At 70.0% G+C, this 19,892-nt stretch carries 20 protein-coding genes and 1 pseudogene; 12 read left to right on the top strand and 9 right to left on the bottom strand.

Annotated features, from left to right (window positions below; all coding sequences use genetic code 11):
• Nucleotides 1–18: 18 nt before the first annotated feature.
• The 5 genes from KWI83_RS15565 to rpsL form a co-directional block, all read right to left on the bottom strand.
• Nucleotides 19–1,197: an acyltransferase family protein gene (locus KWI83_RS15565; protein WP_374106304.1), complete on the bottom strand. Its 1,179-nt coding sequence runs from the start codon at nt 1,195–1,197 to the stop codon at nt 19–21.
• A gap of 292 nt (nt 1,198–1,489) precedes the next feature.
• Entirely contained in the window at nt 1,490–2,683 is a 1,194-nt protein-coding gene (gene tuf, locus KWI83_RS15560; RefSeq protein ID WP_218514957.1) for an elongation factor Tu, read from the bottom strand.
• 156 nt (nt 2,684–2,839) lie between these two features.
• Nucleotides 2,840–4,966: an elongation factor G gene (fusA, locus tag KWI83_RS15555; protein WP_218514956.1), complete on the bottom strand. Its 2,127-nt coding sequence runs from the start codon at nt 4,964–4,966 to the stop codon at nt 2,840–2,842.
• 39 nt (nt 4,967–5,005) lie between these two features.
• A complete protein-coding gene (gene rpsG, locus KWI83_RS15550; protein WP_003998848.1) occupies nt 5,006–5,476 on the bottom strand; it encodes a 30S ribosomal protein S7 in 471 nt (156 codons plus the stop codon).
• Nucleotides 5,477–5,478: 2 nt separating this feature from the next.
• Nucleotides 5,479–5,850, bottom strand: a complete 372-nt coding sequence (rpsL, locus tag KWI83_RS15545; protein WP_003948652.1) for a 30S ribosomal protein S12 — start codon at nt 5,848–5,850, stop codon at nt 5,479–5,481.
• Nucleotides 5,851–6,271: 421 nt separating this feature from the next.
• Here rpsL and KWI83_RS15540 point away from each other — a divergent pair, with 421 nt between their 5' ends.
• The gene (locus KWI83_RS15540; protein WP_218514955.1) at nt 6,272–7,552 is read left to right on the top strand and encodes a glycosyltransferase family 39 protein; all 1,281 of its coding nucleotides are present in this window, start codon (nt 6,272–6,274) and stop codon (nt 7,550–7,552) included.
• Between the two features lie 59 nt (nt 7,553–7,611).
• Here KWI83_RS15540 and KWI83_RS15535 read toward each other — a convergent pair.
• Nucleotides 7,612–7,791 (bottom strand): annotated as a pseudogene (locus tag KWI83_RS15535) (hypothetical protein); the annotation flags it as partial.
• Nucleotides 7,788–8,450 (bottom strand): hypothetical protein, encoded by a 663-nt coding sequence (locus KWI83_RS15530; protein WP_256362306.1) that lies wholly within the window; start codon nt 8,448–8,450, stop codon nt 7,788–7,790. The pseudogene KWI83_RS15535 and the gene KWI83_RS15530, both read right to left, overlap by 4 nt.
• A gap of 197 nt (nt 8,451–8,647) precedes the next feature.
• Here KWI83_RS15530 and KWI83_RS39765 point away from each other — a divergent pair, with 197 nt between their 5' ends.
• The 5 genes from KWI83_RS39765 (at nt 8,648) to KWI83_RS15505 (ending at nt 11,528) form a co-directional block, all read left to right on the top strand.
• Nucleotides 8,648–9,172 carry a helix-turn-helix transcriptional regulator gene (locus KWI83_RS39765; RefSeq protein ID WP_218514953.1) on the top strand — a complete coding sequence of 175 codons (525 nt, stop codon included), beginning with the start codon at nt 8,648–8,650 and terminating at the stop codon, nt 9,170–9,172.
• A gap of 403 nt (nt 9,173–9,575) precedes the next feature.
• A complete protein-coding gene (locus tag KWI83_RS15520; RefSeq protein WP_218514952.1) occupies nt 9,576–9,992 on the top strand; it encodes a hypothetical protein in 417 nt (138 codons plus the stop codon).
• Between the two features lie 135 nt (nt 9,993–10,127).
• Nucleotides 10,128–10,733, top strand: a complete 606-nt coding sequence (locus KWI83_RS15515) for a phage tail protein (RefSeq protein ID WP_218514951.1) — start codon at nt 10,128–10,130, stop codon at nt 10,731–10,733.
• Nucleotides 10,734–10,824: 91 nt separating this feature from the next.
• Nucleotides 10,825–11,115: a hypothetical protein gene (locus tag KWI83_RS15510; RefSeq protein WP_218514950.1), complete on the top strand. Its 291-nt coding sequence runs from the start codon at nt 10,825–10,827 to the stop codon at nt 11,113–11,115.
• 116 nt (nt 11,116–11,231) lie between these two features.
• A complete protein-coding gene (locus KWI83_RS15505) occupies nt 11,232–11,528 on the top strand; it encodes a hypothetical protein (RefSeq protein WP_308122062.1) in 297 nt (98 codons plus the stop codon).
• Nucleotides 11,529–11,611: 83 nt separating this feature from the next.
• Here the strand turns inward: KWI83_RS15505 and KWI83_RS15500 are convergent, their stop codons facing one another.
• A complete protein-coding gene (locus KWI83_RS15500; RefSeq protein ID WP_218514949.1) occupies nt 11,612–12,889 on the bottom strand; it encodes a hypothetical protein in 1,278 nt (425 codons plus the stop codon).
• 361 nt (nt 12,890–13,250) lie between these two features.
• On the opposite strand from KWI83_RS15500, the gene KWI83_RS15495 reads away from it, so the two are divergent.
• On the top strand, nt 13,251–13,463 hold the full coding sequence (locus KWI83_RS15495; RefSeq protein WP_218514948.1) for a hypothetical protein: 213 nt from the start codon (nt 13,251–13,253) through the stop codon (nt 13,461–13,463).
• Nucleotides 13,464–13,525: 62 nt separating this feature from the next.
• Here KWI83_RS15495 and KWI83_RS15490 read toward each other — a convergent pair whose 3' ends face one another.
• A complete protein-coding gene (locus tag KWI83_RS15490; RefSeq protein WP_218514947.1) occupies nt 13,526–14,374 on the bottom strand; it encodes a hypothetical protein in 849 nt (282 codons plus the stop codon).
• A 125-nt stretch (nt 14,375–14,499) separates the two neighbouring features.
• On the opposite strand from KWI83_RS15490, the gene KWI83_RS15485 reads away from it, so the two are divergent.
• Genes KWI83_RS15485 through KWI83_RS15465 form a run of 5 tightly spaced genes read left to right on the top strand, consistent with a single transcriptional unit; the run spans nt 14,500 to nt 19,892 of the window.
• The gene (locus KWI83_RS15485) at nt 14,500–15,201 is read left to right on the top strand and encodes a hypothetical protein (protein WP_218514946.1); all 702 of its coding nucleotides are present in this window, start codon (nt 14,500–14,502) and stop codon (nt 15,199–15,201) included.
• A 59-nt stretch (nt 15,202–15,260) separates the two neighbouring features.
• Nucleotides 15,261–16,466, top strand: a complete 1,206-nt coding sequence (locus tag KWI83_RS15480; RefSeq protein ID WP_218514945.1) for a phage tail protein — start codon at nt 15,261–15,263, stop codon at nt 16,464–16,466.
• Nucleotides 16,463–17,698 (top strand): tape-measure protein, encoded by a 1,236-nt coding sequence (locus KWI83_RS15475; protein WP_218514944.1) that lies wholly within the window; start codon nt 16,463–16,465, stop codon nt 17,696–17,698. The genes KWI83_RS15480 and KWI83_RS15475 overlap by 4 nt, the downstream gene beginning before the upstream one ends.
• A 24-nt stretch (nt 17,699–17,722) precedes the next feature.
• On the top strand, nt 17,723–18,643 hold the full coding sequence (locus KWI83_RS15470) for a phage tail domain-containing protein (protein WP_218514943.1): 921 nt from the start codon (nt 17,723–17,725) through the stop codon (nt 18,641–18,643).
• Nucleotides 18,644–18,674: 31 nt separating this feature from the next.
• On the top strand, nt 18,675–19,892 hold the full coding sequence (locus KWI83_RS15465; protein WP_218514942.1) for a hypothetical protein: 1,218 nt from the start codon (nt 18,675–18,677) through the stop codon (nt 19,890–19,892).

Below are 19,892 nucleotides of genomic sequence, written 5' to 3'. Positions count from 1 at the left end.
TAGCCGCTTTTGAGCTCATCAGACCGCCCGCTGAAACCTCCGCAACCGCACGAACGACGACTCCAGCCCCTCCTTCAGCGCCCGCGCCACCGGCCGTTCCACAAACCGGTGCACCAGCCAGCTCAGCGCCAGGAACCCGGCGACCAGCAGCGCGACCAGGAGGCGGGGGTCCATGGTGCCGCGGAGGTGGTGGATGAAGACGATGCCGGCGAGGTAGTGCATCAGGTAGAGCGGATACGTCAGGCAGCCCGCCGTCACCAGCCACTTCCAGCGGATGCGGTCGGTGTGGCCGAGGGCGATGGCGACCATCAGCAGCATGAAGGCGGTGAAGATGACGACCGCGCCACGCCAGCTGCTGACCTGCTCGTACTCGACCCGCTCCCCCAGCTCCAGCTGCCCCATCAGCCAGGACATCGCGAGGATGCCCCACAGCAGCAGGTCCTGGCCGAAGCGGTGCATGAGGTAGAGGGCGAGACCGGCGATGAAGTACCAGGCGGCACTCGGATCGGCGACCAGCGTCAGCAGCGGGAACTTGGAGATCGGCGCCAGCATCGCCGCCGCACCCCAGATACAGCAGAAGACGATCACCCGACGGTATGTCAGCCCCATGGCGACCACGACCAGGAAGAGCAGGTAGAAGCGGAGCTCCGACCAGAGCGTCCAGTACACGGGGTCGACGTTCGGGACGTCGGAGCCGGCCTGCAGCATCGTCAGGTTGAACAGGATCTCCCGCAGCCGCAGCCGCTCCTGCACACCCGGCAGCAGCACCAGCACGGCCGTGGTGAAGAAGACGGCGAACCAGTACGCGGGGTAGAGGCGGATCACCCGCGAGACGAAGAAGTCCTTCGGCGTACGCCCCCAGCACGACATACAGATCACGAAGCCGCTGATCACGAAGAAGATCTCGACGCCGATCCAGCCGAAGGAGGCGACACGGAACACCGTCGGCATGATCTCCGACACCGGGCGGTCCCAGATGATGTTGCCCGGCTCATTGGCCCGGCGGGTGCCGACGAAGTGGTGCAGGACGACCATCAGGGCGGCGACGAGGCGGATGCCGTCGACGACGTACAGCCGCGGACGCTGCCGGGAGGCGCGGGCAGAGGTGGCGGCCTTCGGTGCACCCAGCGGCTGCGGTGGGCGTTCGGCCACCGCGACCGGCATGGGTATCGACAATCCGCTGCGCACACCCTGCATCAGGAGACCTAGCCATCCTCGGGAGAGACTCGGGGCCCGACGGCCACTGATCGACGGTTCACGCTACGTCGACACGTTCCGCCCCACGAGGACAGACAAGAACAATCCCCCCGCACGCACAGGAATGTTGACGCAACTCTCGCCAATCCGCCGCACAACGTTCGACCAGTTTTCACTTGGGATCGACACAACCACCAGTGTTTTCGAATGCCGCCGGGTATGGCGAAGGGGCCCGTACGACCGAAGTCGTACGGGCCCCTTCAGGAGCTCACGGCTGGAGCTACCAGGTCACTTACTTGAGGATCTTGGTGACCTGGCCGGCGCCCACGGTCCGGCCACCCTCACGGATGGCGAACTTCAGGCCCTCCTCCATGGCGACGGGCTGGATCAGCTCGACGCGCATCTCGGTGTTGTCGCCCGGCATGACCATCTCGGTGCCCTCGGGGAGGTGCACGACACCGGTCACGTCAGTCGTACGGAAGTAGAACTGCGGACGGTAGTTGTTGAAGAACGGCGTGTGGCGGCCACCCTCGTCCTTGGAGAGGATGTAGGCCTGCGCCTCGAACTCGGTGTGCGGGGTGACCGAGCCCGGCTTGATGATGCACTGGCCGCGCTCGACGTCCTCGCGCTTGATGCCGCGGAGCAGCAGACCGACGTTCTCACCGGCCTGGCCCTCGTCGAGCAGCTTGCGGAACATCTCGATGCCGGTGACCGTGGTGGAGGTCTTCTCCGGCTTGATGCCGATGATGTCGACGTTCTCGTTGACCTTGAGGACACCACGCTCGATACGGCCGGTGACGACCGTACCGCGACCGGTGATCGTGAAGACGTCCTCGATCGGCATCAGGAACGGCTTGTCGACGTCACGCTCCGGCTGCGGGATGGACTCGTCGACAGCCTTCATCAGGTTGAGGACCGAGTCGACCCACTCCTGCTCGCCCTCCAGGGCCTTGAGCGCGGAGACGCGGACGACCGGCAGGTCGTCGCCCGGGAACTCGTACTCGGAGAGGAGCTCACGGACCTCCAGCTCGACGAGCTCCATGATCTCCTCGTCGTCCACCATGTCGGCCTTGTTCAGGGCGACCACGATGTACGGCACGCCGACCTGGCGGGCCAGGAGCACGTGCTCCTTGGTCTGCGGCATCGGGCCGTCGGTGGCGGCGACCACCAGGATCGCGCCGTCCATCTGGGCGGCACCGGTGATCATGTTCTTGATGTAGTCCGCGTGACCCGGGCAGTCGACGTGGGCGTAGTGACGCGCCTCGGTCTGGTACTCGACGTGCGCGATGGAGATGGTGATACCGCGCTGACGCTCTTCCGGCGCCTTGTCGATGTTGTCGAACGGGGTGGCCTCGTTCAGGTCCGGGTACGCGTCGTGCAGCACCTTGGTAATGGCCGCCGTGAGGGTGGTCTTACCGTGGTCGATGTGACCGATGGTGCCGATGTTGACGTGCGGCTTAGTCCGCTCGAACTTCGCCTTCGCCACTGGGGTCCTCCTGTGGAGTGGTTCTGTACGCCTTACTTCATCGGCGCCAGGTGATCTTTGCTGTCAAAACCCGGAACCCGGGGCATTCACCCGGGAATGCGGGGGAATGCCCCGTGAGGCTCCGGAGTCAAGCCTACGGCGTGTGAACGCGGTGCGTTACTCGCCCTTGGCCTTCGCGATGATCTCCTCGGCGACGTTCCGCGGAACCTCGGCGTAGGAGTCGAACTGCATCGAGTAGCTTGCGCGACCCGACGTCTTGCTGCGGAGGTCTCCGACGTAGCCGAACATCTCCGACAGGGGCACGAGGCCCTTCACGACGCGGGCACCGGCCCGCTCCTCCATGGCCTGGATCTGGCCACGGCGGGAGTTGATGTCGCCGATGACCTCACCCATGTAGTCCTCGGGCGTGGTGACCTCGACGGCCATCATCGGTTCGAGGAGCACGGGCGAAGCCTTGCGCGCGGCCTCCTTGAAGGCCTGCGAACCGGCGATCTTGAACGCGAGCTCGGAGGAGTCGACCTCGTGGTAGGCACCGTCGAGCAGCGTCACACGCACACCGGTCATCTCGTAACCGGCGAGGATGCCGAACTGCATGGCCTCCTGGCAGCCGGCGTCGACCGAGGGGATGTACTCCTTCGGGATACGACCACCGGTGACCTGGTTGACGAACTCGTAGGACGCGTCGCCGCCCTCGATCGGCTCGACCGAGATGATGACCCTACCGAACTGACCGGTACCACCGGTCTGCTTCTTGTGGGTGTACTCGACCTTCTCGACCGACTTGCGGATCGTCTCGCGGTACGCGACCTGCGGCTTGCCGACGTTGGCCTCGACCTTGAACTCGCGCTTCATGCGGTCCACGAGCACTTCGAGGTGAAGCTCGCCCATGCCACCGATGATGGTCTGGCCGGTCTCCTCGTCCGAGTAGACCTTGAAGGACGGGTCCTCCTCGGCCAGGCGCTGGATCGCGACGCCCAGCTTCTCCTGGTCGCCCTTCGACTTCGGCTCGATGGCGACCTCGATCACCGGCGCCGGGAAGTCCATGGACTCCAGGATGACCGGGTCCTTGTCGTCGCACAGCGTCTCACCGGTCGTGGTCTGCTTCAGACCCATGACCGCGACGATGTCGCCGGCGCCCACCGACTCGATCTCCTCACGCTTGTTGGCGTGCATGCGGTAGATCTTGCCGATGCGCTCCTTCTTGCCCTTGACGGAGTTCAGCACGGCGGTGCCGGACTCCAGGCGGCCGGAGTACACGCGGACGAAGGTGAGCTTGCCGAGGTGCGGGTCGCTCATGATCTTGAACGCCAGCGCGGCGAGGGGCTCCTCGTCGGACGGCTTGCGCTTGATGACCGTCTCCGGGTCCTTGACGTCGTGGCCCTCGATGGCCTCGATGTCGACCGGGGACGGCAGGTAGCGCACGACCGCGTCGAGCAGCGGCTGGACACCCTTGTTCTTGAAGGCGGTGCCGCAGAACACGGGGGTCACCGTGGTGCCCTGGCCCTTGCCGGAGGCGATGGTGATACGGCGGATCGCCGCGTACAGCTGCTCCTCGGAGGGCTCCTCGCCCTCCAGGTACAGCTCCATCATCTCCTCGTCGTTCTCCGCGACGGCCTCAAGGAGCTTGCCGCGCCACTCCTCGGCGGCCTCGGTGTGCGTGGCCGGGATGTCGACGATGTCGTACATCTCGCCCTTGGTGGCCTCGGCGGACCACACCAGGGCCTTCATCTTCACCAGGTCGACGACGCCCTTGAAGTCCGCCTCGGCACCGATCGGCAGCTGCATGACCAGCGGCTGCGCGCCCAGGCGGTCGGAGATCATGTCGACACAGCGGTGGAACTCGGCACCGGTGCGGTCGAGCTTGTTGACGAAGCAGATGCGCGGAACGCCGTAGCGGTCCGCCTGACGCCACACCGTCTCGGACTGGGGCTCGACGCCGGCAACGCCGTCGAACACCGTCACGGCACCGTCGAGCACACGCAGGGAGCGCTCCACCTCAACGGTGAAGTCGACGTGCCCCGGGGTGTCGATGATGTTGATGGTGTGGTCGACGTTCTCCAGCGGCCAGTGGCAGGTGGTGGCAGCCGAGGTGATCGTGATGCCACGCTCCTGCTCCTGCTCCATCCAGTCCATGGTGGCAGCGCCGTCGTGGACCTCACCGATCTTGTAGGACACACCGGTGTAGAACAGGATCCGCTCGGTGGTGGTCGTCTTGCCCGCGTCGATGTGGGCCATGATGCCGATGTTGCGCACCCTGGCCAGGTCAAGCGAAGTGGTAGCCATAAGGCTTCAGTCTTCTCTCGGTTCTCGATGGGGTAGCGACTACCAGCGGTAGTGCGCGAAGGCCTTGTTGGACTCGGCCATCTTGTGCGTGTCCTCGCGCTTCTTCACAGCGGCACCGAGGCCGTTGGACGCGTCGAGGAGCTCGTTGAGCAGACGCTCGGTCATGGTCTTCTCGCGACGGGCGCGGGAGTAACCGACCAGCCAGCGCAGCGCCAGGGTGTTGGCACGGCCGGGCTTGACCTCGACCGGGACCTGGTAGGTGGCGCCACCGACACGGCGGGACTTGACCTCGAGGGTCGGCTTGATGTTCTCCAGAGCGCGCTTGAGCGTGATGACCGGGTCGTTGCCGGTCTTCTCGCGCAGGCCCTCCATGGCGCCGTAGACGATGCGCTCGGCGGTGGAGCGCTTGCCGTTCAGCAGCACCTTGTTGATCAGGGAGGTCACCAGGGGGGAGCCGTAAACCGGGTCGATGATGACCGGGCGCTTCGGGGCGGGGCCCTTACGAGGCATTCTTACTTCTCCTTCTTGGCGCCGTAGCGGCTGCGGGCCTGCTTGCGGTTCTTGACACCCTGGGTGTCGAGCGAGCCACGGATGATCTTGTAGCGAACACCCGGCAGGTCCTTCACACGGCCGCCGCGCACGAGCACGATGGAGTGCTCCTGCAGGTTGTGTCCCTCACCCGGAATGTAAGCGGTGACCTCGATCCCGCTGGTCAGACGCACACGCGCGACCTTACGCAGGGCCGAGTTCGGCTTCTTCGGGGTGGTCGTGAACACACGCGTGCAGACGCCGCGACGCTGAGGGGAACCCTCGAGTGCGGGCGTCTTGTTCTTCTCGACCTTGTCCTGCCGGCCCTTGCGGACCAGCTGCTGGATCGTAGGCACTACTTCTCCGGTTTCTGTGTGCCGATGGGTACAGCTAACCTGGAACGTCGCCGACCCACGCGGTCGGGTGTGTCGAATCCCGCGGACTCCCGCCGCAAGGCAGAAAGAAGCGCAGATTACGGTGGCCGCTCTCGGACTCCCCATGCGGTCGAAGGCACGCACGAGAGCCAGGGCACACCCCAGGCACAAGGTCTGAGCGTACCTACCGCATACGCTGCGGTCAAAACAAATGCCCGGCGCCGACCGGGCGGCGCCTGCCGCGTCAAAATCTCCTGTTCGGCCGATCCCGGCCGGACCCCGCCCCCGCAGCCTTGCACACATGTGCGACGCTGTGGGGATCTTATGACAGATGTTTCACGATCACCCGGACTGTGATGCCCCGCCCGGGCCCCGGTGATCGGGCCGAGGGGGGACCACAGGCATGGGTACGGCTGCCAGTTCCACGGCGACGGATTCCGCCGTGTCCGACGACCAGGGCGCGGAGCGGCCCCGCTGGGTACGGCGCCCCAGGGTGCCGGACGGGCTGCGGCCGTACGCCGATCCCCTGCTCCTCTACGGCGCCGTCAAGCTCGTCGGGACCGTCGTCTTCGCCGCCCTGCTGATGGCCTCCGGGAGCTACCGGGAGAAGAACCCCCGCTTCGGCGGCGGCGCGCACTGGTGGGACGTCCTCGCGACCTGGGACGGCTGGTGGTACCTCCAGATCGCGGAGAAGGGGTACGAACCCGGGCCGCTGCGGCGGCTCGATCCCGGCGGCATGTTCACGGTCGAACAGAACTCCGTCGCGTTCTTCCCGCTCTATCCCGGCCTGATCCGGGGCACCTCCGAGGTGACCGGGCTCGGGCTGTACGGGTCCGGGATCCTTGTCTCGGTGATCGCGTCCTTCGTCGCGGCCGCCGGTATCTACGCTGTGATCTCGCTGCTCGCGGGCGCCCGCGCGGGCACCATCGCCGCCGGGCTGTGGGCGGTGGCGCCGGGTGCGGGCGTCGAGTGGGCGGTGTACTCGGAGTCCGTGTTCGTGGCGATCGCCGCCTGGTGCTGCTACTGCGTGATGAAGGGCCGCTGGGTGGCCGCCGGGCTGCTCGCCTTCGTGGCCGGCCTCAACCGGCCCACGTCCGCCGCGCTCATCGGCGCCGTGGGGCTCGCAGCGCTGGTCACGCTGGCGCGGCGGGAGAGCCGGCGCAAGCACGGCGTGGCGGGGCCGGTCTACGCCATGATCACCGCGCCGCTCGGCCTGCTCACCTACGTCGTCTGGGTCGGGCTCAGCATGGGCGAGCTGACGGCGTACTTCACGCTCCAGCGCGAGGGGTGGGCGCACTTCTTCGACTTCGGCTCCTACACCCTCGACGTGCTGGCCAACACCGCCGTCGGGGAGCACGGCTACGCCTTCGCCTTCTCCGTCCCCGACCTGCTCGCCGTCCAGCTGGTGCTGGCACTGCCGTTCCTGATCGCGCTGATGCTGCGCAAGCGGCCGCCGCTGGTGCTGGTCGCCTACACGCTGGCGAGCATCGTCAGCGTCCTGGGCACCCAGCAGATCTTCGGCAACACCTCCCGCTACCTGCTCCCCTGCTTCCCGCTCCTCCTCGCCCCGGCCGCCGCGATGAGCAGGCTCGGGTGGCCGACCCTGACGGTCTTCTTCGCGATCGCGGCACCGGCGTCGGGGTGGTACGCGCACTACGTGCTGTTCGAGCTGGGCGTTCCGTAGACGTCGCCGTCGGCCGCCCGGCGGGTGGTGCGCCGGGCCCTGCCGTCGTCCGTCGCGCCGCGTGCCGCGCGTTCCGCCGCGAACACGTCCTCCAGGCGGAAGAGCTGGGCACGCCCGGCCCTGCCCGCCGGTCTGAGGTGTCCGAGCTGGACCCACTTGCGGATGGTCGCCGGGGCCACACCGACCTCACGGGCGGCCAGCGGGCCGGGAATGAGGGTCGGGCGTTCCGGGATGCTCATCGGCCCGCCTCCTGCTGCGTGCGGGACCACTCCGTCTCGTCCCACATGTGCCGGTAGGCGGGGTCGTCGCGGCAGCCGCAGTCGGGGTCGGCGCAGCGGCAGGCCGGGTTGATGCACAGCACCGCGCGGCGGTCGGGGAAGGCACGCAGCGAGACCGAGTCGCACCAGGGGCAGCGGCCAAGGACGCGTACGACCGTCTCGGTGTCGCCCAGCGCACGGGCGCACCGCCGTGCCATACGGCGGGTCTCGTCCCGTACGTGCGCGGCGAGTACGGCGTCCCCCGCGATGTCGTCGAGCAGGGCCGCGATGCGCCGCAGCCGTTCCGGCACCGGGGCACGCCGTGCCCGGGGCAGGCCGAGCCGGTCCCGTACCGCCTCCTCCAGCTCCACCACGCCGTCCGTGATGTCCCGGATGGCGTCGGAGACATGCAGGCGGAGCGGGGCCGCGCTGTGGCCGGGGGCGGTGAGGCCGTGCCGCTGTTGCAGCAGCAGCGCCTCCTCGCGCTCCTGGCGGAGCCGGGCGCCGAGGTCGGCGGGCGGTGGGGTCGGGGCGTGTGCCGCCGAGGTGCGGCCGGGGGCCAGTTCCTCGGACAGTTCCGGGAACTGCTGGGCCAGCACGCCGATCCACAGGGCCGCTTGTGCGGTCGGCCGGTCGGGCAAGGGAGCCTCCAAGGTCGTTTCACGAACGGGGCTCACACCCTGACAGATTGCGTGCGCGCCCGCAACTAAAAACGATCAGCGGCGGCCTCCCCGTCGCACGTCAGCACCGAACCCCCTCATTGCTTGCACGAAAGCACGTAATTCCGCGTGCGCAAGCACGCTAAACTTTCCGTCACCCACAGAGAGCGAGAGCAGACATGACCACCCCCGAACTGGATGCGTTCGCAGCATGGGTCGAGGACCTGATGCGCAGCCGCGGTTACGACATCGACAGCCCGCGCGGCGGCGGCAAGTCGCGCATCGCGGACGAGGCGGGCGTGCACCGCGCCGCCGTCACCCGGCTGTTGCAGCGGCAGAGCATGCCCGACCTGGAGACCACCCGCCGGCTCGCCCGCGTGCTCGGCGTGCCCGTCCGCGACATGCTGATCCGCTCCGGCCGGCTGACCGCGGAGGAACTGGCCGACCCGCACGCCTACCTGACCTCCGACCCCGTCCGGCCCGACCCGGGGCGCAGGCCCACCCTGGAGGAGGTCGCCGAACTGCTGGGGGTGCCGGCGGACCGGCGGGAGATGTTCGTGCGGGTGGTGGAGCAGTTCCTGCCGGCGGAGGGGGACGAGGAGACGCCGGAGGCCGGGCAGGGCGGACAGGGCGGCGGGCGGCGACGCCGGACGCCCGCGACCGAGAACGCCACCGCCGAGGAGCCGTCACTCGTCTCCGGCTGACCCGGAGCGGACCCTCAGCGGATGCGGCGGCGGGCCGACCGCCGGTACCACCAGGGCGCCAGCGACATCGCGGGGCGCCTCTTCTGCATGCGGCGCCCATCGACATCGCGGGGCGCCCCTTCTGCATGCGGCGCCCATCGACATCGCGGGGCGCCCCTTCTGCATGCGGCGCCCGGCGTCTCCCCCGTGCGGCGCCAGGGTCGGCGTACGGCGGGCAGGGCGCCTGCGGACACCTCTACCCCAGCGGAATCCCGAAGCCCGCCCACCTCATTAGTTGCGTGCGCGCACGATATCTGTCACAGTTGGTGCAGCGGCGGAGCTGTGCCCGCAGGGCGGGCGGCGGCTCCGCCGACGTCTGCATCCCGGCGCCCCGTGCGCCCCGCCGCCTACGAGGTGAACCGGCATGACCACACCCGTACCTCCCCCGAGCGCCTTCCTCGAAGTCGAGAGGCTGGTCGTCGACATCCTGGAGGCCGACTCGGCCCTGTCCACCGCGCTCGTCGCGGTGGAACCGCCCTCCGACTTCAACGGCACCACCGCCGCCGTGCTGGTCAACCGGCGCGGCGGTGCCTGGGTCGGTGAGCTGCACGTCGACGAGCCGCTGATCGAGCTGGAGGTGTACGGCCCGGACAAGGCCACCGCACACACCCTGGCCAACGCCGGCCGGCGCGCGCTGCTGGCCGCGGCCGGCCGGACGTACGGCACGAACCTCATCACCGACGTGGTCGAGCAGGACGGCCCGCGCTGGCTGCCCGACTACCTGTACGCAGCGGCCAACCGTTACGTCTGCGTCCTCAAGGTCGCGGTCACCGTCCACTGACCGCGACCGCACCACACCGCACCACCCCAGAGACCGAAGGCCCCGTCACCCGGCGGGGCCTTCGTCGTGCCCGGAAACGGCCAAGGCCCCCGCGCACGGCACCTCACCACCCTCTCTCCACAAGGAGCACGAACCATGGCAGGCACCAACACCTCCGAGATCCGCCTCGCCGGCGTCGGCCGGCTCTACGTCGCCGCCGCCGGGACCGCCGTACCGGAGACCGTCACCGACGGCAACACCGCCGCCGACTGGGGCGCCGACTGGAAGGACCTCGGCTACACCTCCGGCGAGGGCGTCACCTTCAGCAAGAAGGACAAGCTGGAGCCGGTCGACGTCTGGCAGGCGGTCAGCCCGGTGCACTTCGTCTACTCCGACCGGGACCTGACGCTGAAGTTCTCCCTGCTGCAGTTCAACGAGGACACGCTGCCGTTCTTCATGGGCGGCGGCGCCGTCAGCGCCCTGGGCGGTACCACGCCCACCGGTGTCTACAAGTACGACATCGCGGACCGCCCGTACGCCGACGCCCGCGCCCTCGGCCTGGAGTTCACCGACAAGTCGGGCAGCACCGACGTGACGTACCGCTTCGGCATCCCGCGCGGCCAGGTCACCGCGGCCGACGACATCAAGCTGGCCCGCAAGGCGCCGGCCCAGCTCGGCATCACCTTCACGGCCATGGCCACCCCGGACGGCTCCCCGCTGGCGAGCTTCGTCATGAAGGACAGCTCCTACGCGGCGGGCTGATCCCCCAAGGGCGGGGCGGCGACCCGCCGCCCCGCCCCGTACCACTTCCCGCGTTCCCCATCGTTCCCTGTCGCAGAGGAGTACGCCCCACATGACCCGTTTCGACGTCAACGCCGCCCGCGCCCAGCGCCTCGAAGCCCTCGGCCGCACCTGGTCCTTCGACCTGGACGACGAGACCTTCACCCTGCCCACCGAGCTGACCCGCGCCACCGCCCGCGCCCTGCGGGGCCTCGACGACAACGACGTGGACGGGCTGCTCCGGCTGCTCATGGGTGAGCAGCAGTTCGCCCGCTTCGAGCAGCACGAGGTCACCATGCAGGACATCGCCGCCATCCTGGAGGCCTACGGCAAGGAGACCGGGCTCGGCCTGGGGGAAGGCTGAGCCTCGTCGGGTTCGTCGACGAACACGCCGAGGCCCTCGAAGCGGACCTGCTCCGCTACTACGGCACCGACCTGCTCGACTGGCACCGCGAACGACTCTCCTCCCGGCGGCTCGCGGTGCTCATCAAGCACCTGCCGCGCGACAGCGCGCTCAACCGCGAGCTGCACGGCGAGGCCGCGGAGTGGTCGGTGACCGACCATCTCCTCGCCGCCGTCGTGGACCATCTGGCCGCCGCCAACTGGATGTTCGCCTGCGTCAACACGGCGGAGGAGGGCGACCTGCCCGATCCTCCGGTGCCGGTGCCGCGTCCGGGCGACGACGCGCCGACGGAGGGTCAGGAGTCCGGAGCGGGCCGGGAGGACAGCACGGCAGCGGCGCCGTCACCGGCTCAGCTCGCCCGGTTCTTCGGCTGAGCAGCGCCGGCCGGGGGTGGGCCGTACGGTCATCCGCGCACCGTACGGCCACACACCCGCCGCCACCTGGGACCTGGTCGGGCTCAACGCGAGCCGGGATCTGCTCCAGGCTTCTCGTCCTTGCCCCGCGCCGTCGCCGCGGCCCTGCCTTCGAATTCGTCGGCGAGAGCACGCGCCTTCTCCGACAGCCGCGGCCGGTCGGGGTCCTGTGGCTCCGGCCCCTCCGTCCGCACCCGCTCGCGCGCACCACTGGCCGGTTCGCCGGGCCTGGCGAGCGGAGGCACACTCGGCCGCCCGTTCCGCCGTACGACCTTGCGCCGATCGGGCCTGACCGGCTGCTGCCGGTCCCGCACATCGCGGGCCGAGACGAGGATGTCGGCCTCGGGTCCCTTACCGGAACCGGCGCCGTCGGCGCCACGCCCTCCTTCGGCTCGGCCCCCGCCGTCGGCGCCACGCCCGCCCTCGATCCGGTCCTCGCCCTCGGCGCCACGCCCTCCTTCGGCTGGGACCCCGCCGTCGGCGCCACGCCCGGCCCCGATCCGGTCCCCGCCCTCGGCGCCACGCCCTCCTTCGGCTGGGACCCCGCCGTCGGCGCCACGCCCGGCCCCGATCCGGTCCCCGCCCTCGGCGCCACGCCCGCCCTCGATCCGGCCCCCGCCCTCGGCGCCACGCCCGGCCCCGATCCGGTCCCCGCCCTCGGCGCCACGCCCGGCCCCGATCCGGTCCCCGCCCTCGGCGCCACGCCCTCCTTCGGCTGGGACCCCGCCGTCGGCGCCACGCCCGGCCCCGATCCGGTCCCCGCCCTCGGCGCCACGCCCGGCCCCGGTCCGGTCCCTGTCACCGGCGCCACGCCCTCCTTCGGCGCCACGCCCGCCCTCGATCCGGTCCCCGCCCTCGGCCAACGTCCGTTCCCGCTCCCCCCGTTCCTCTACTCGCGTCATCACGCGGGGCGGATCGAGCAGCGGAACATACGGGAGCGGTATGACGTCACCCTCGCCACCCCCCACGCCCTCGGCTCGCCGGGCCCGTCGAGGGCGGCGGCCGGTGCGGGCGTCCTCCTGGCCCTGGAGGTAGGCAGCGGTGATCCGCTCCTCGTACGCCTTCCGTATCGGAGGGAGTTGCTCGGCGACGACGTCGGCCCAGCCGGCGCTGTAGGCGGCGAGCTCGCGCCGGTCGAGTTCGCGCCGGGGCAGGACGACCAGGTCCTCGGGCGCGTAGCCGAGCCGGTGGACGATCTCGGAGACGCGGGCGATGAGATGGGGCAGGTCGGGTGACTGTTCGAGCCAGTCGATCAGCCGAGCACGATCACGATCACGTTCATGTTCATGTTCATGCCGCGCGTTACCAGCGTCCGCTTCCACCCCATTGGCCTTGCTCTCGTCCCCTGCCCTTGCGCGCCCCCCGCGCGAGGACGGCCGCCGTAGCCGTCCACCGTCGCCGGCCAGGGCCCGTGGTCACTGGTGGGCGCCCGCCTGTTCACTTGTGCGTCACGACGGCAGTACGAAGCGGGATCTTAGTCGAGCGACCTGCCGACACCTTCACCCGCCCTCCATCACACACGCACGTCCCCGCAGGTCCGGACCAGTACACGACCGAAAGCTCTCGACAAACACCGACGGGCTCCACAGGATTACTCGTACACTTGTTCGAACAGAGGCACCGAACACCCCCGCAGGCGCCACCTGTACCACCAGCCCGATGGATCCCGGAAAGCAGGCCGACATGGCGACTCGCACGAGTGACTCCCCGCAGCAGCCGACCGACTCCTACACCCGCCTCGCCAGCCTCCTGCACACCCCCGCCCCCAACCGCGAGGCACTGCTGGACCGGCTGTACGAGGAACTCCTCACCCGCGAGTCCCGCGCCTACGCGGCCGGCTGGGCCGACGCCCTGACGGAGGCCGGACGGGTCGCCGGCCGCCCACGACGGCCGTAGGGCCCGGGCCCGGCACGGCCACGCGGCTTTCCGAGCGAGGGCGCCAGGCGCGACCGGAGTCGTCAGAAGAGCAGGCCCAGCGCCTGGCCCACGGTCATGGCGATCCCGAGCAGCACCAGCGGTACCCCGAGCAGGACCACCCCCGCCGTCCTGAAGACCAGGGTCGCGACAGCCAGCGAACAGACGGCCGTGCCGGGGTCCTCCGGGTCGTAGACGACTTCGATACGCCCGGAGTCGCCGCCGATCCCCCGCGCCGCGTAGTCGGCCCGGATCTCGTGCACACCGCCCGCCAGATCGTTGTACCGGTAGTACTTCTTCTGGCCGCCGCCGTGGGCGAACACCGCCACGACCGCGACCCCCCGCTTCCTCAGCACCCACCGCCGGCGCGCCGCGACGAGGGCCGGCCCGACGAGGAGGAGGCCGAGGGCGAGGGGCAGCACCCCGGTCGCCCACAGCAGGGCCCGAAACGGTCTCCCCGCCATGGCCAGCCCGGCGATACCGCCGAGGTAGACCGCGAGAACGGCGAAATCGAGGGCGCGCCTGCGCCGGTTGCCGCGCCTGGCCTCCGCCGGTCCCACCGCCAGCACGTCGACCAGAGCCGCCCCGCCCTGCGGGGGCCCCGTCTCCGGCCGCGCCCGGTTGACCACCTCCACGAGCCGCAGGGCGGCCTCCGCGTCCCGCCCCTGCACCGCGAACACCGGCCCGGGAACCCCGCCTTCGCCCCACAGCACCACCTCGACCGACCGGCCGCCGCGGCCCGTGACCCGGGCCTCCTCGACCGCCGCGATCGGTATCCGCCGACGTGACCCCTTCTGCTCCAGCAGGAGGGCCCTGCCTTCCAGCCAGATGCTGTCGCCGTATCCCCGGAGCGTGATCGACGGAAGCGGGGACGACTCGGACCCACGGGGCATGACTACCTCTTTCCGGACGTCTGCGGGCTGCGGCGCTCACTCCACAGCATTCCACAACCCCCCTGGGACAACACCGAGTTGGTGGGGCCCCGGGTTCAGTCCGGAATCGAAACGAGGAGAACTCCGTGACCACACCGGCCGAGCAGATCGCTCAGCTCAAAGAAACACAGACAGACCAGCAGAAGCAGATCGACTCCCTGACCGCGGACATCAGAACGAAGCTGTCGGCCGGCGACTTCGAAAAGCAGTTGAAGGCGGCCCAGGACAAGGAGCAGAGCGAGAAGAACGGGAAGGTATTCGACGATCCCGACTGGTACTCCCCGACGGCGGGCTCCGGTCAGAAGTCGGAATGGAACATCGCCAAGGAGGAAATCAACGGCCTCAACGCGGCCGTCAACGTCATCGCCGCGTCACTCGTCGCGGTCGAGTTGTCCTGGAGTCTGTTCAAGATCGAGTTCAAGCCGCTGTTCACCCCGCGGTGGGTCGACCGGGTCAACGAGGCCATCGGCCGGCTGCAGGACCGGCGCGGGTGGAACAACCCCGAGGGCGACGCCGAACGGCGGCTCGTGCGCATCGAGACCCGGCTCGGCCGCCTCGACACCGCCGCGGGTCATCTGCAGAACCGGGCCAACGACGCGCACGTCCGGATCAGCAACACCAACAAGCGGATCGACGAACTCCAGCGGAAGGCGGCCGAGACCCGACGCGCGCTACGGACCAACGACGGTTCGGCCCGCTCGACGTCCCTCGGGGGCCTCTCCGGCGCGGATGCCGATGTGCGACGGCTCCAACTGCGCGTCCAGGCCCTGGTGCGCACCCTCGGATAGCCCCGGTCCCTCGTCCGATCGCCACCATCTGACCGCCGACAGCAGGGAGTTTCGTATTCATGTCCCTCTCCAGTTCACTGCAGAACACGTCCTCGGCACTCAAGAGATTCAAGGACCAGGCGGACGGAGCCGGCCGCGGGGTCGACGCCCTGAAGAGCAAGGCCGGTTCCAGCGCGGGTGAGGTCAAGCGCCTCAAGAGCGCCGCTCAGGACGCGGAAAAAGAACTGAAAGACCTCAAGACCGCATCCGGCCAGGCCGAGAAGTCCATCGGTAAAACCGGCAGGACCGCCTCCACCGCCGGCAAGAACCTCGGCAAGTACGAGTCCGGCGCCACCAAGGCCGCCAAGGGCCAGAACAAGATGAACAAGTCGATGAAGGGCAACTTCTTCGGCATGCTCATGGACCTGCTCGCGCCGCTCATCGAGAAAGTCGTCGAGATGGCGACCAGGTCGAAGACGATGCAGAAGGTCCTCAAGACGGCCTTCAACGCCATCAAGTCCGTGATCAGCAAGGTCATGAAGGCCATCGGGCCGATCATGAAGAACGCGGCCAAGCTCATCAGGTCCGTCTGGAACGGCATCAAGAGCGCGATCTCCGCCGTGGTGAAGGCCGTGGCCACCGTCATCCGGACCTACGTCAACCTCTGGAAGAAGGTCATCACCACCGCGCTGAAGGCCATCAAGAGCGTCGTCAGCAGCGTGTGGCGGGGCATCAAGGCCGTCATCTCACCCGTCGTCAACTGGGTCAAGTCGGCGATCCCCAACGCCTTCCGTGCCGTGAAGGACAGGCTGTCCAGCATCTGGGGCGGCCTGAAGGGCATCGCCGGTCGTGCCTTCAACGGCATCAAGAGCGCGGTGAGGGGCCCGATCAACGGCGTCATCGGCATCATCAACCGCGCGATCGGCGCCCTGAACGGCATCAAGGTGTCCATCCCCGGCTGGGTCCCCCGCGTCGGCGGCAAGTCCTTCGGCGTCAACCTGCCCCGTATCCCCGCCCTCGCGGCCGGCGGTGTCGTGATGCCCCGCTCCGGCGGTGTCCCCGCGATCCTCGCCGAGGCCGGTGAGGCGGAGGCCGTACTGCCGCTCAGCAAGCTCGACCGGCTGCTGCGCAGCGCGGCGGCACGCGGCTCGGCGTACGGGCCGACGCCCGCCTTCGCCGGCGGCGCCCTGCACATCGAGAACTACTACGCCACCGAGTCCAGCAGCCCGCAGCGCACCGCCGACGCCCTGATGTACCTGGCCAAGGCACGTGGGTGGCGCGGATGAGTGCGGCAGCGGCAGTCAACCCGCTCGCCGGCGTCGCCCCCGCCCTCCGCGCCTTCCGCAGCGGCCTCGGCCAGGGCGCCGGCGCGCTCCAGTCCCTCACCGCCCGCGTCAAGGGCGCCGCCGGCGCCACCGACCGCATCCGCACCGCCGCCCAGGGCGGCACGGCCCTGCGGCAGCTCAAGGCGAACGCCGAGGCCGCCGCCCGGTCCGTGGGAAAGCTGAGGCAGGGCACCGCCACCGGCGTGAAGTCCGTCGGCGGCAAGGCACGGGCCGCCTCCCGCGCCCTGGGCAGGCTGAAGAACAACGGCTTGCTCTCCCTGATCGGCGGATTCATCGCGGCCGCCGGTGTCGTCGGCACCCTCCTCGGCACCTTTGGCACCGCCATGACCATCGGCGCCGTCGTGATGACGACCATCAACGTCCTCACCCGCGCCAACCCCCTCGGCTTCGTCCTCGGCCTGCTCCTCCCCGTCGCCGGCTGGCTGCTCGGCCTCGCCCTCAACTCCGAGACCGGGCAACGCCTCATGCGGCAGCTCGCCACCCTCGTACTGAAGTACGTCGAGGGCTACCTGGCGGTCATCGGGCCGGTGATGAAGACCGTGCGGTCGGTGGTGTCGACGTACTTCAAGGGCTGTCTCGCCCTGATCAAGGGGGTGATCACCGGTATCGGCGCGGTCGTCAGCACGGGCTTCGCCGTCCTGAGGGCGCTCACCACCGGCGACACCCGGGCGCTGAGGGGCAGGGTGTCCGCGGTGTGGCGGGGGTTCAAGGACGCGGTCCGGCCCGTCGTGCAGTGGATCACCCGGGACATCCCGCGGATGTTCACCCGGATCAAGGAGGCGACCGCGGGCACCCTGCGCGGCATCGGCCAGTTCGTCACCACCGGCGCCCAGACCGTCGCCGGGGTGGTCAAGGGCCCGATCCAGGGCCTGATCGCCTTCGCCAACTGGGTCATCGACGGGCTCAACAGCCTCAGCTTCTCCCTCCTCGGCAAGAAGTTCGGCGTCGACCTGGACAAGATCCCGATGCTGGCGGAGGGCGGCGTCGCCGTCCCCGGCATCGCGCGCCGCGCGGGCAGGGTGCTCCCGCTCACCGCCCTCGAACGGCAGCGGGCCCTGACGAGCAAACGCCCCCGGCACCCGCACCGCATCCGCGCGTTCCACGAGACGTCGGGCGCCCGCAGCACCGCCGAGGACCTGCTCTTCCTCGCGTCGGCACACGCATGCACCTGAACCCGAGAGTGAGGTGACGGCCCCATGGCCGAACTGACCACAACCGCATACACCGAGGACCTTCCCCCCGGCTCACTCATCACCCGCGACGGGCAGATGCAGTGGGCCGGACTGCTGCTGGGCCCCGGCACGCCCTACGAGATCGACCGCGGCGGCCTGACGGGCTGGGAGGACCTGCCGGAGTACGACACCGGGGACGCCGACCACCCGACCGCGCACGGCGCCTGGCCCGGCGCCCGCTACGCCAAGCCCCGCAAGGTCGGCGGCACCGTGCACACCGTGCCGTCGGCGAACGGCGCCGACGCCTCCCTCACCGCGACCAGGATCCTGCGCCAGGCCCTGCTGCTCGGCGACGAGGAGCGCTGGCTCGCGGTTCGGCTGCACGGCGAGACGCTGGCCGTCCGGGCCCGGATCAGCCAGCGCGTGCTGACCGCCGACCGGACGTACGCCACCCAGGGCGTCTCCCGCGCGTCCGTGCAGTGGTACGCCACCGACCCGCGCCGCTACTCGGTCACCGAGCACACCGCGGTCACCGGCGCCCCGCAGCCGGAGAGCGGCCTCACCTGGCCGCTGACCTGGCCGCTGTACTGGGGCGAGGCGGCCTCCACCGGCGACGTCACCGCCACCAACGGCGGCTCGGCGCCCACCCACCCCCAGCTCACCTTCACCGGCCCGTGCGCCAACCCGACCGTCACCGACCGCACCTCCGCCCGCCGCCTGCGCTACGAGATCACCCTCGCCGCCGGTGACGAGCTGGTCGTCGACACCGCGGCCGGCACGGTCACCCTCAACGGCACCGCCTCCCGCCGCCACACCGCGGCCGCCGACTCCGGCCCCGAGGAACTGTTCGCCTTCGAACCGGGCCGCGCCCAGCTCGCGTTCCGCCCGGACACCTACGCGGCCGGCGCCCTGATGACCGTCCGCTGGCGCGACGCCGAGTGGTGACGACGCCCGAGCCAGAAAGAGGAGAACACCCGTGAACCTGCGCAGCTCCTGGGTGGCCGAGACCGGCCAGACCCGCGAGGACACCCGCCTCACCCAGCTCGGCGCAACCACCCCGAGCAACCCGATCCAGGTCCGCTCCGGCATCCTGCCCGGCTCCTACGACGGCCAGTACCGCGTCTCCGGCTTCTGGATGGAGGGCGCCGGCGGCACCATGCAGGCCACCGTCCACGAGGGCCGGGCGGTCATCCAGGCCGACAGCAACCAGGGCGCCTACCCGGTCACCCTGCCCGAGACCCTGAGCCTCACCTTCGCCGACGGCGACGCCTCGAACAGCCGCGTCGACCTGGTCGTCCTGCGCGTCTACGACGACCTGTACGACGACTCCGGCTTCACCAAGGCGGCCGTCGAGATCATCCGGGGCACCCCGGCCGTCACCCCCGCCGACCCCGCGCTGCCGGACATCGCGCTGCCGATCTACCGGGTCACCGTGCGGGCCGGCACCAGCGCCGGCACCGGCGGCATCAACTGGAACGACGACGTCGAGGACCTGCGCACGTCCGTCGTCGCGATCGGCGGCATCCTCCCGGCGTACGGCGACACCGGCAACGGCGCCTACCCCGGCCAGTACCGCGACTCGGGCGGCTCCCTGCAGCGCTGGGACGGCTCCGCGTGGGTCGCCTATCCGAGCGCGCTGGGCGGCATCGCCCCGGCGGGCACGGTGACGACCGCCAGCTACACGGGCCAGTACCGGGACAGTTCCGCCGGTGTCCTGCAGCGCTGGAACGGCTCGGCCTGGGTGTCGTACCAGCAGGTCCCCGCCTGGACCGACTACACGCCGGTCTGGCGCACCGACACGGGTACGGCGCCGAGCGTCGGCAACGGCCAGCTGGCGGGCTCGTACGTGAAGACGGGCACCGTCGTCCACGTCCGGATCTACCTCAGGATCGGCTCGACGACCAACCTGGCGGCCCTGGCCGCCAACGGCAACTGGTCGTTCTCGCTGCCCGTCCCGCCGGTGTCCACGAGCTGGAAGCTGGACGGGCGCGTGCTGACCGCGATCGCCTTCGACGCCTCCGCGGCGCTCAGCTACCAGGGCAGCGCGCTGCTGTCGACCGCCAACGGCGGCACGGCCGTGTCCCTGCGCGACGGCATGGCCCTCACCAACGACATCTGGGACAAGGGCCACCCGTTCGCCTGGGCCACCGGGGACGTGCTGTCCGTCCACGGCACCTACGAGTCCGCGTCCTGA

This window comes from Streptomyces sp. TRM70350 (genome assembly GCF_019219825.1).
Lineage (GTDB): Bacteria > Actinomycetota > Actinomycetes > Streptomycetales > Streptomycetaceae > Streptomyces.
The sequence above is the reverse complement of the archived record's forward strand: the minus strand, read 5'-3'. Positions and strand labels throughout refer to the sequence as shown.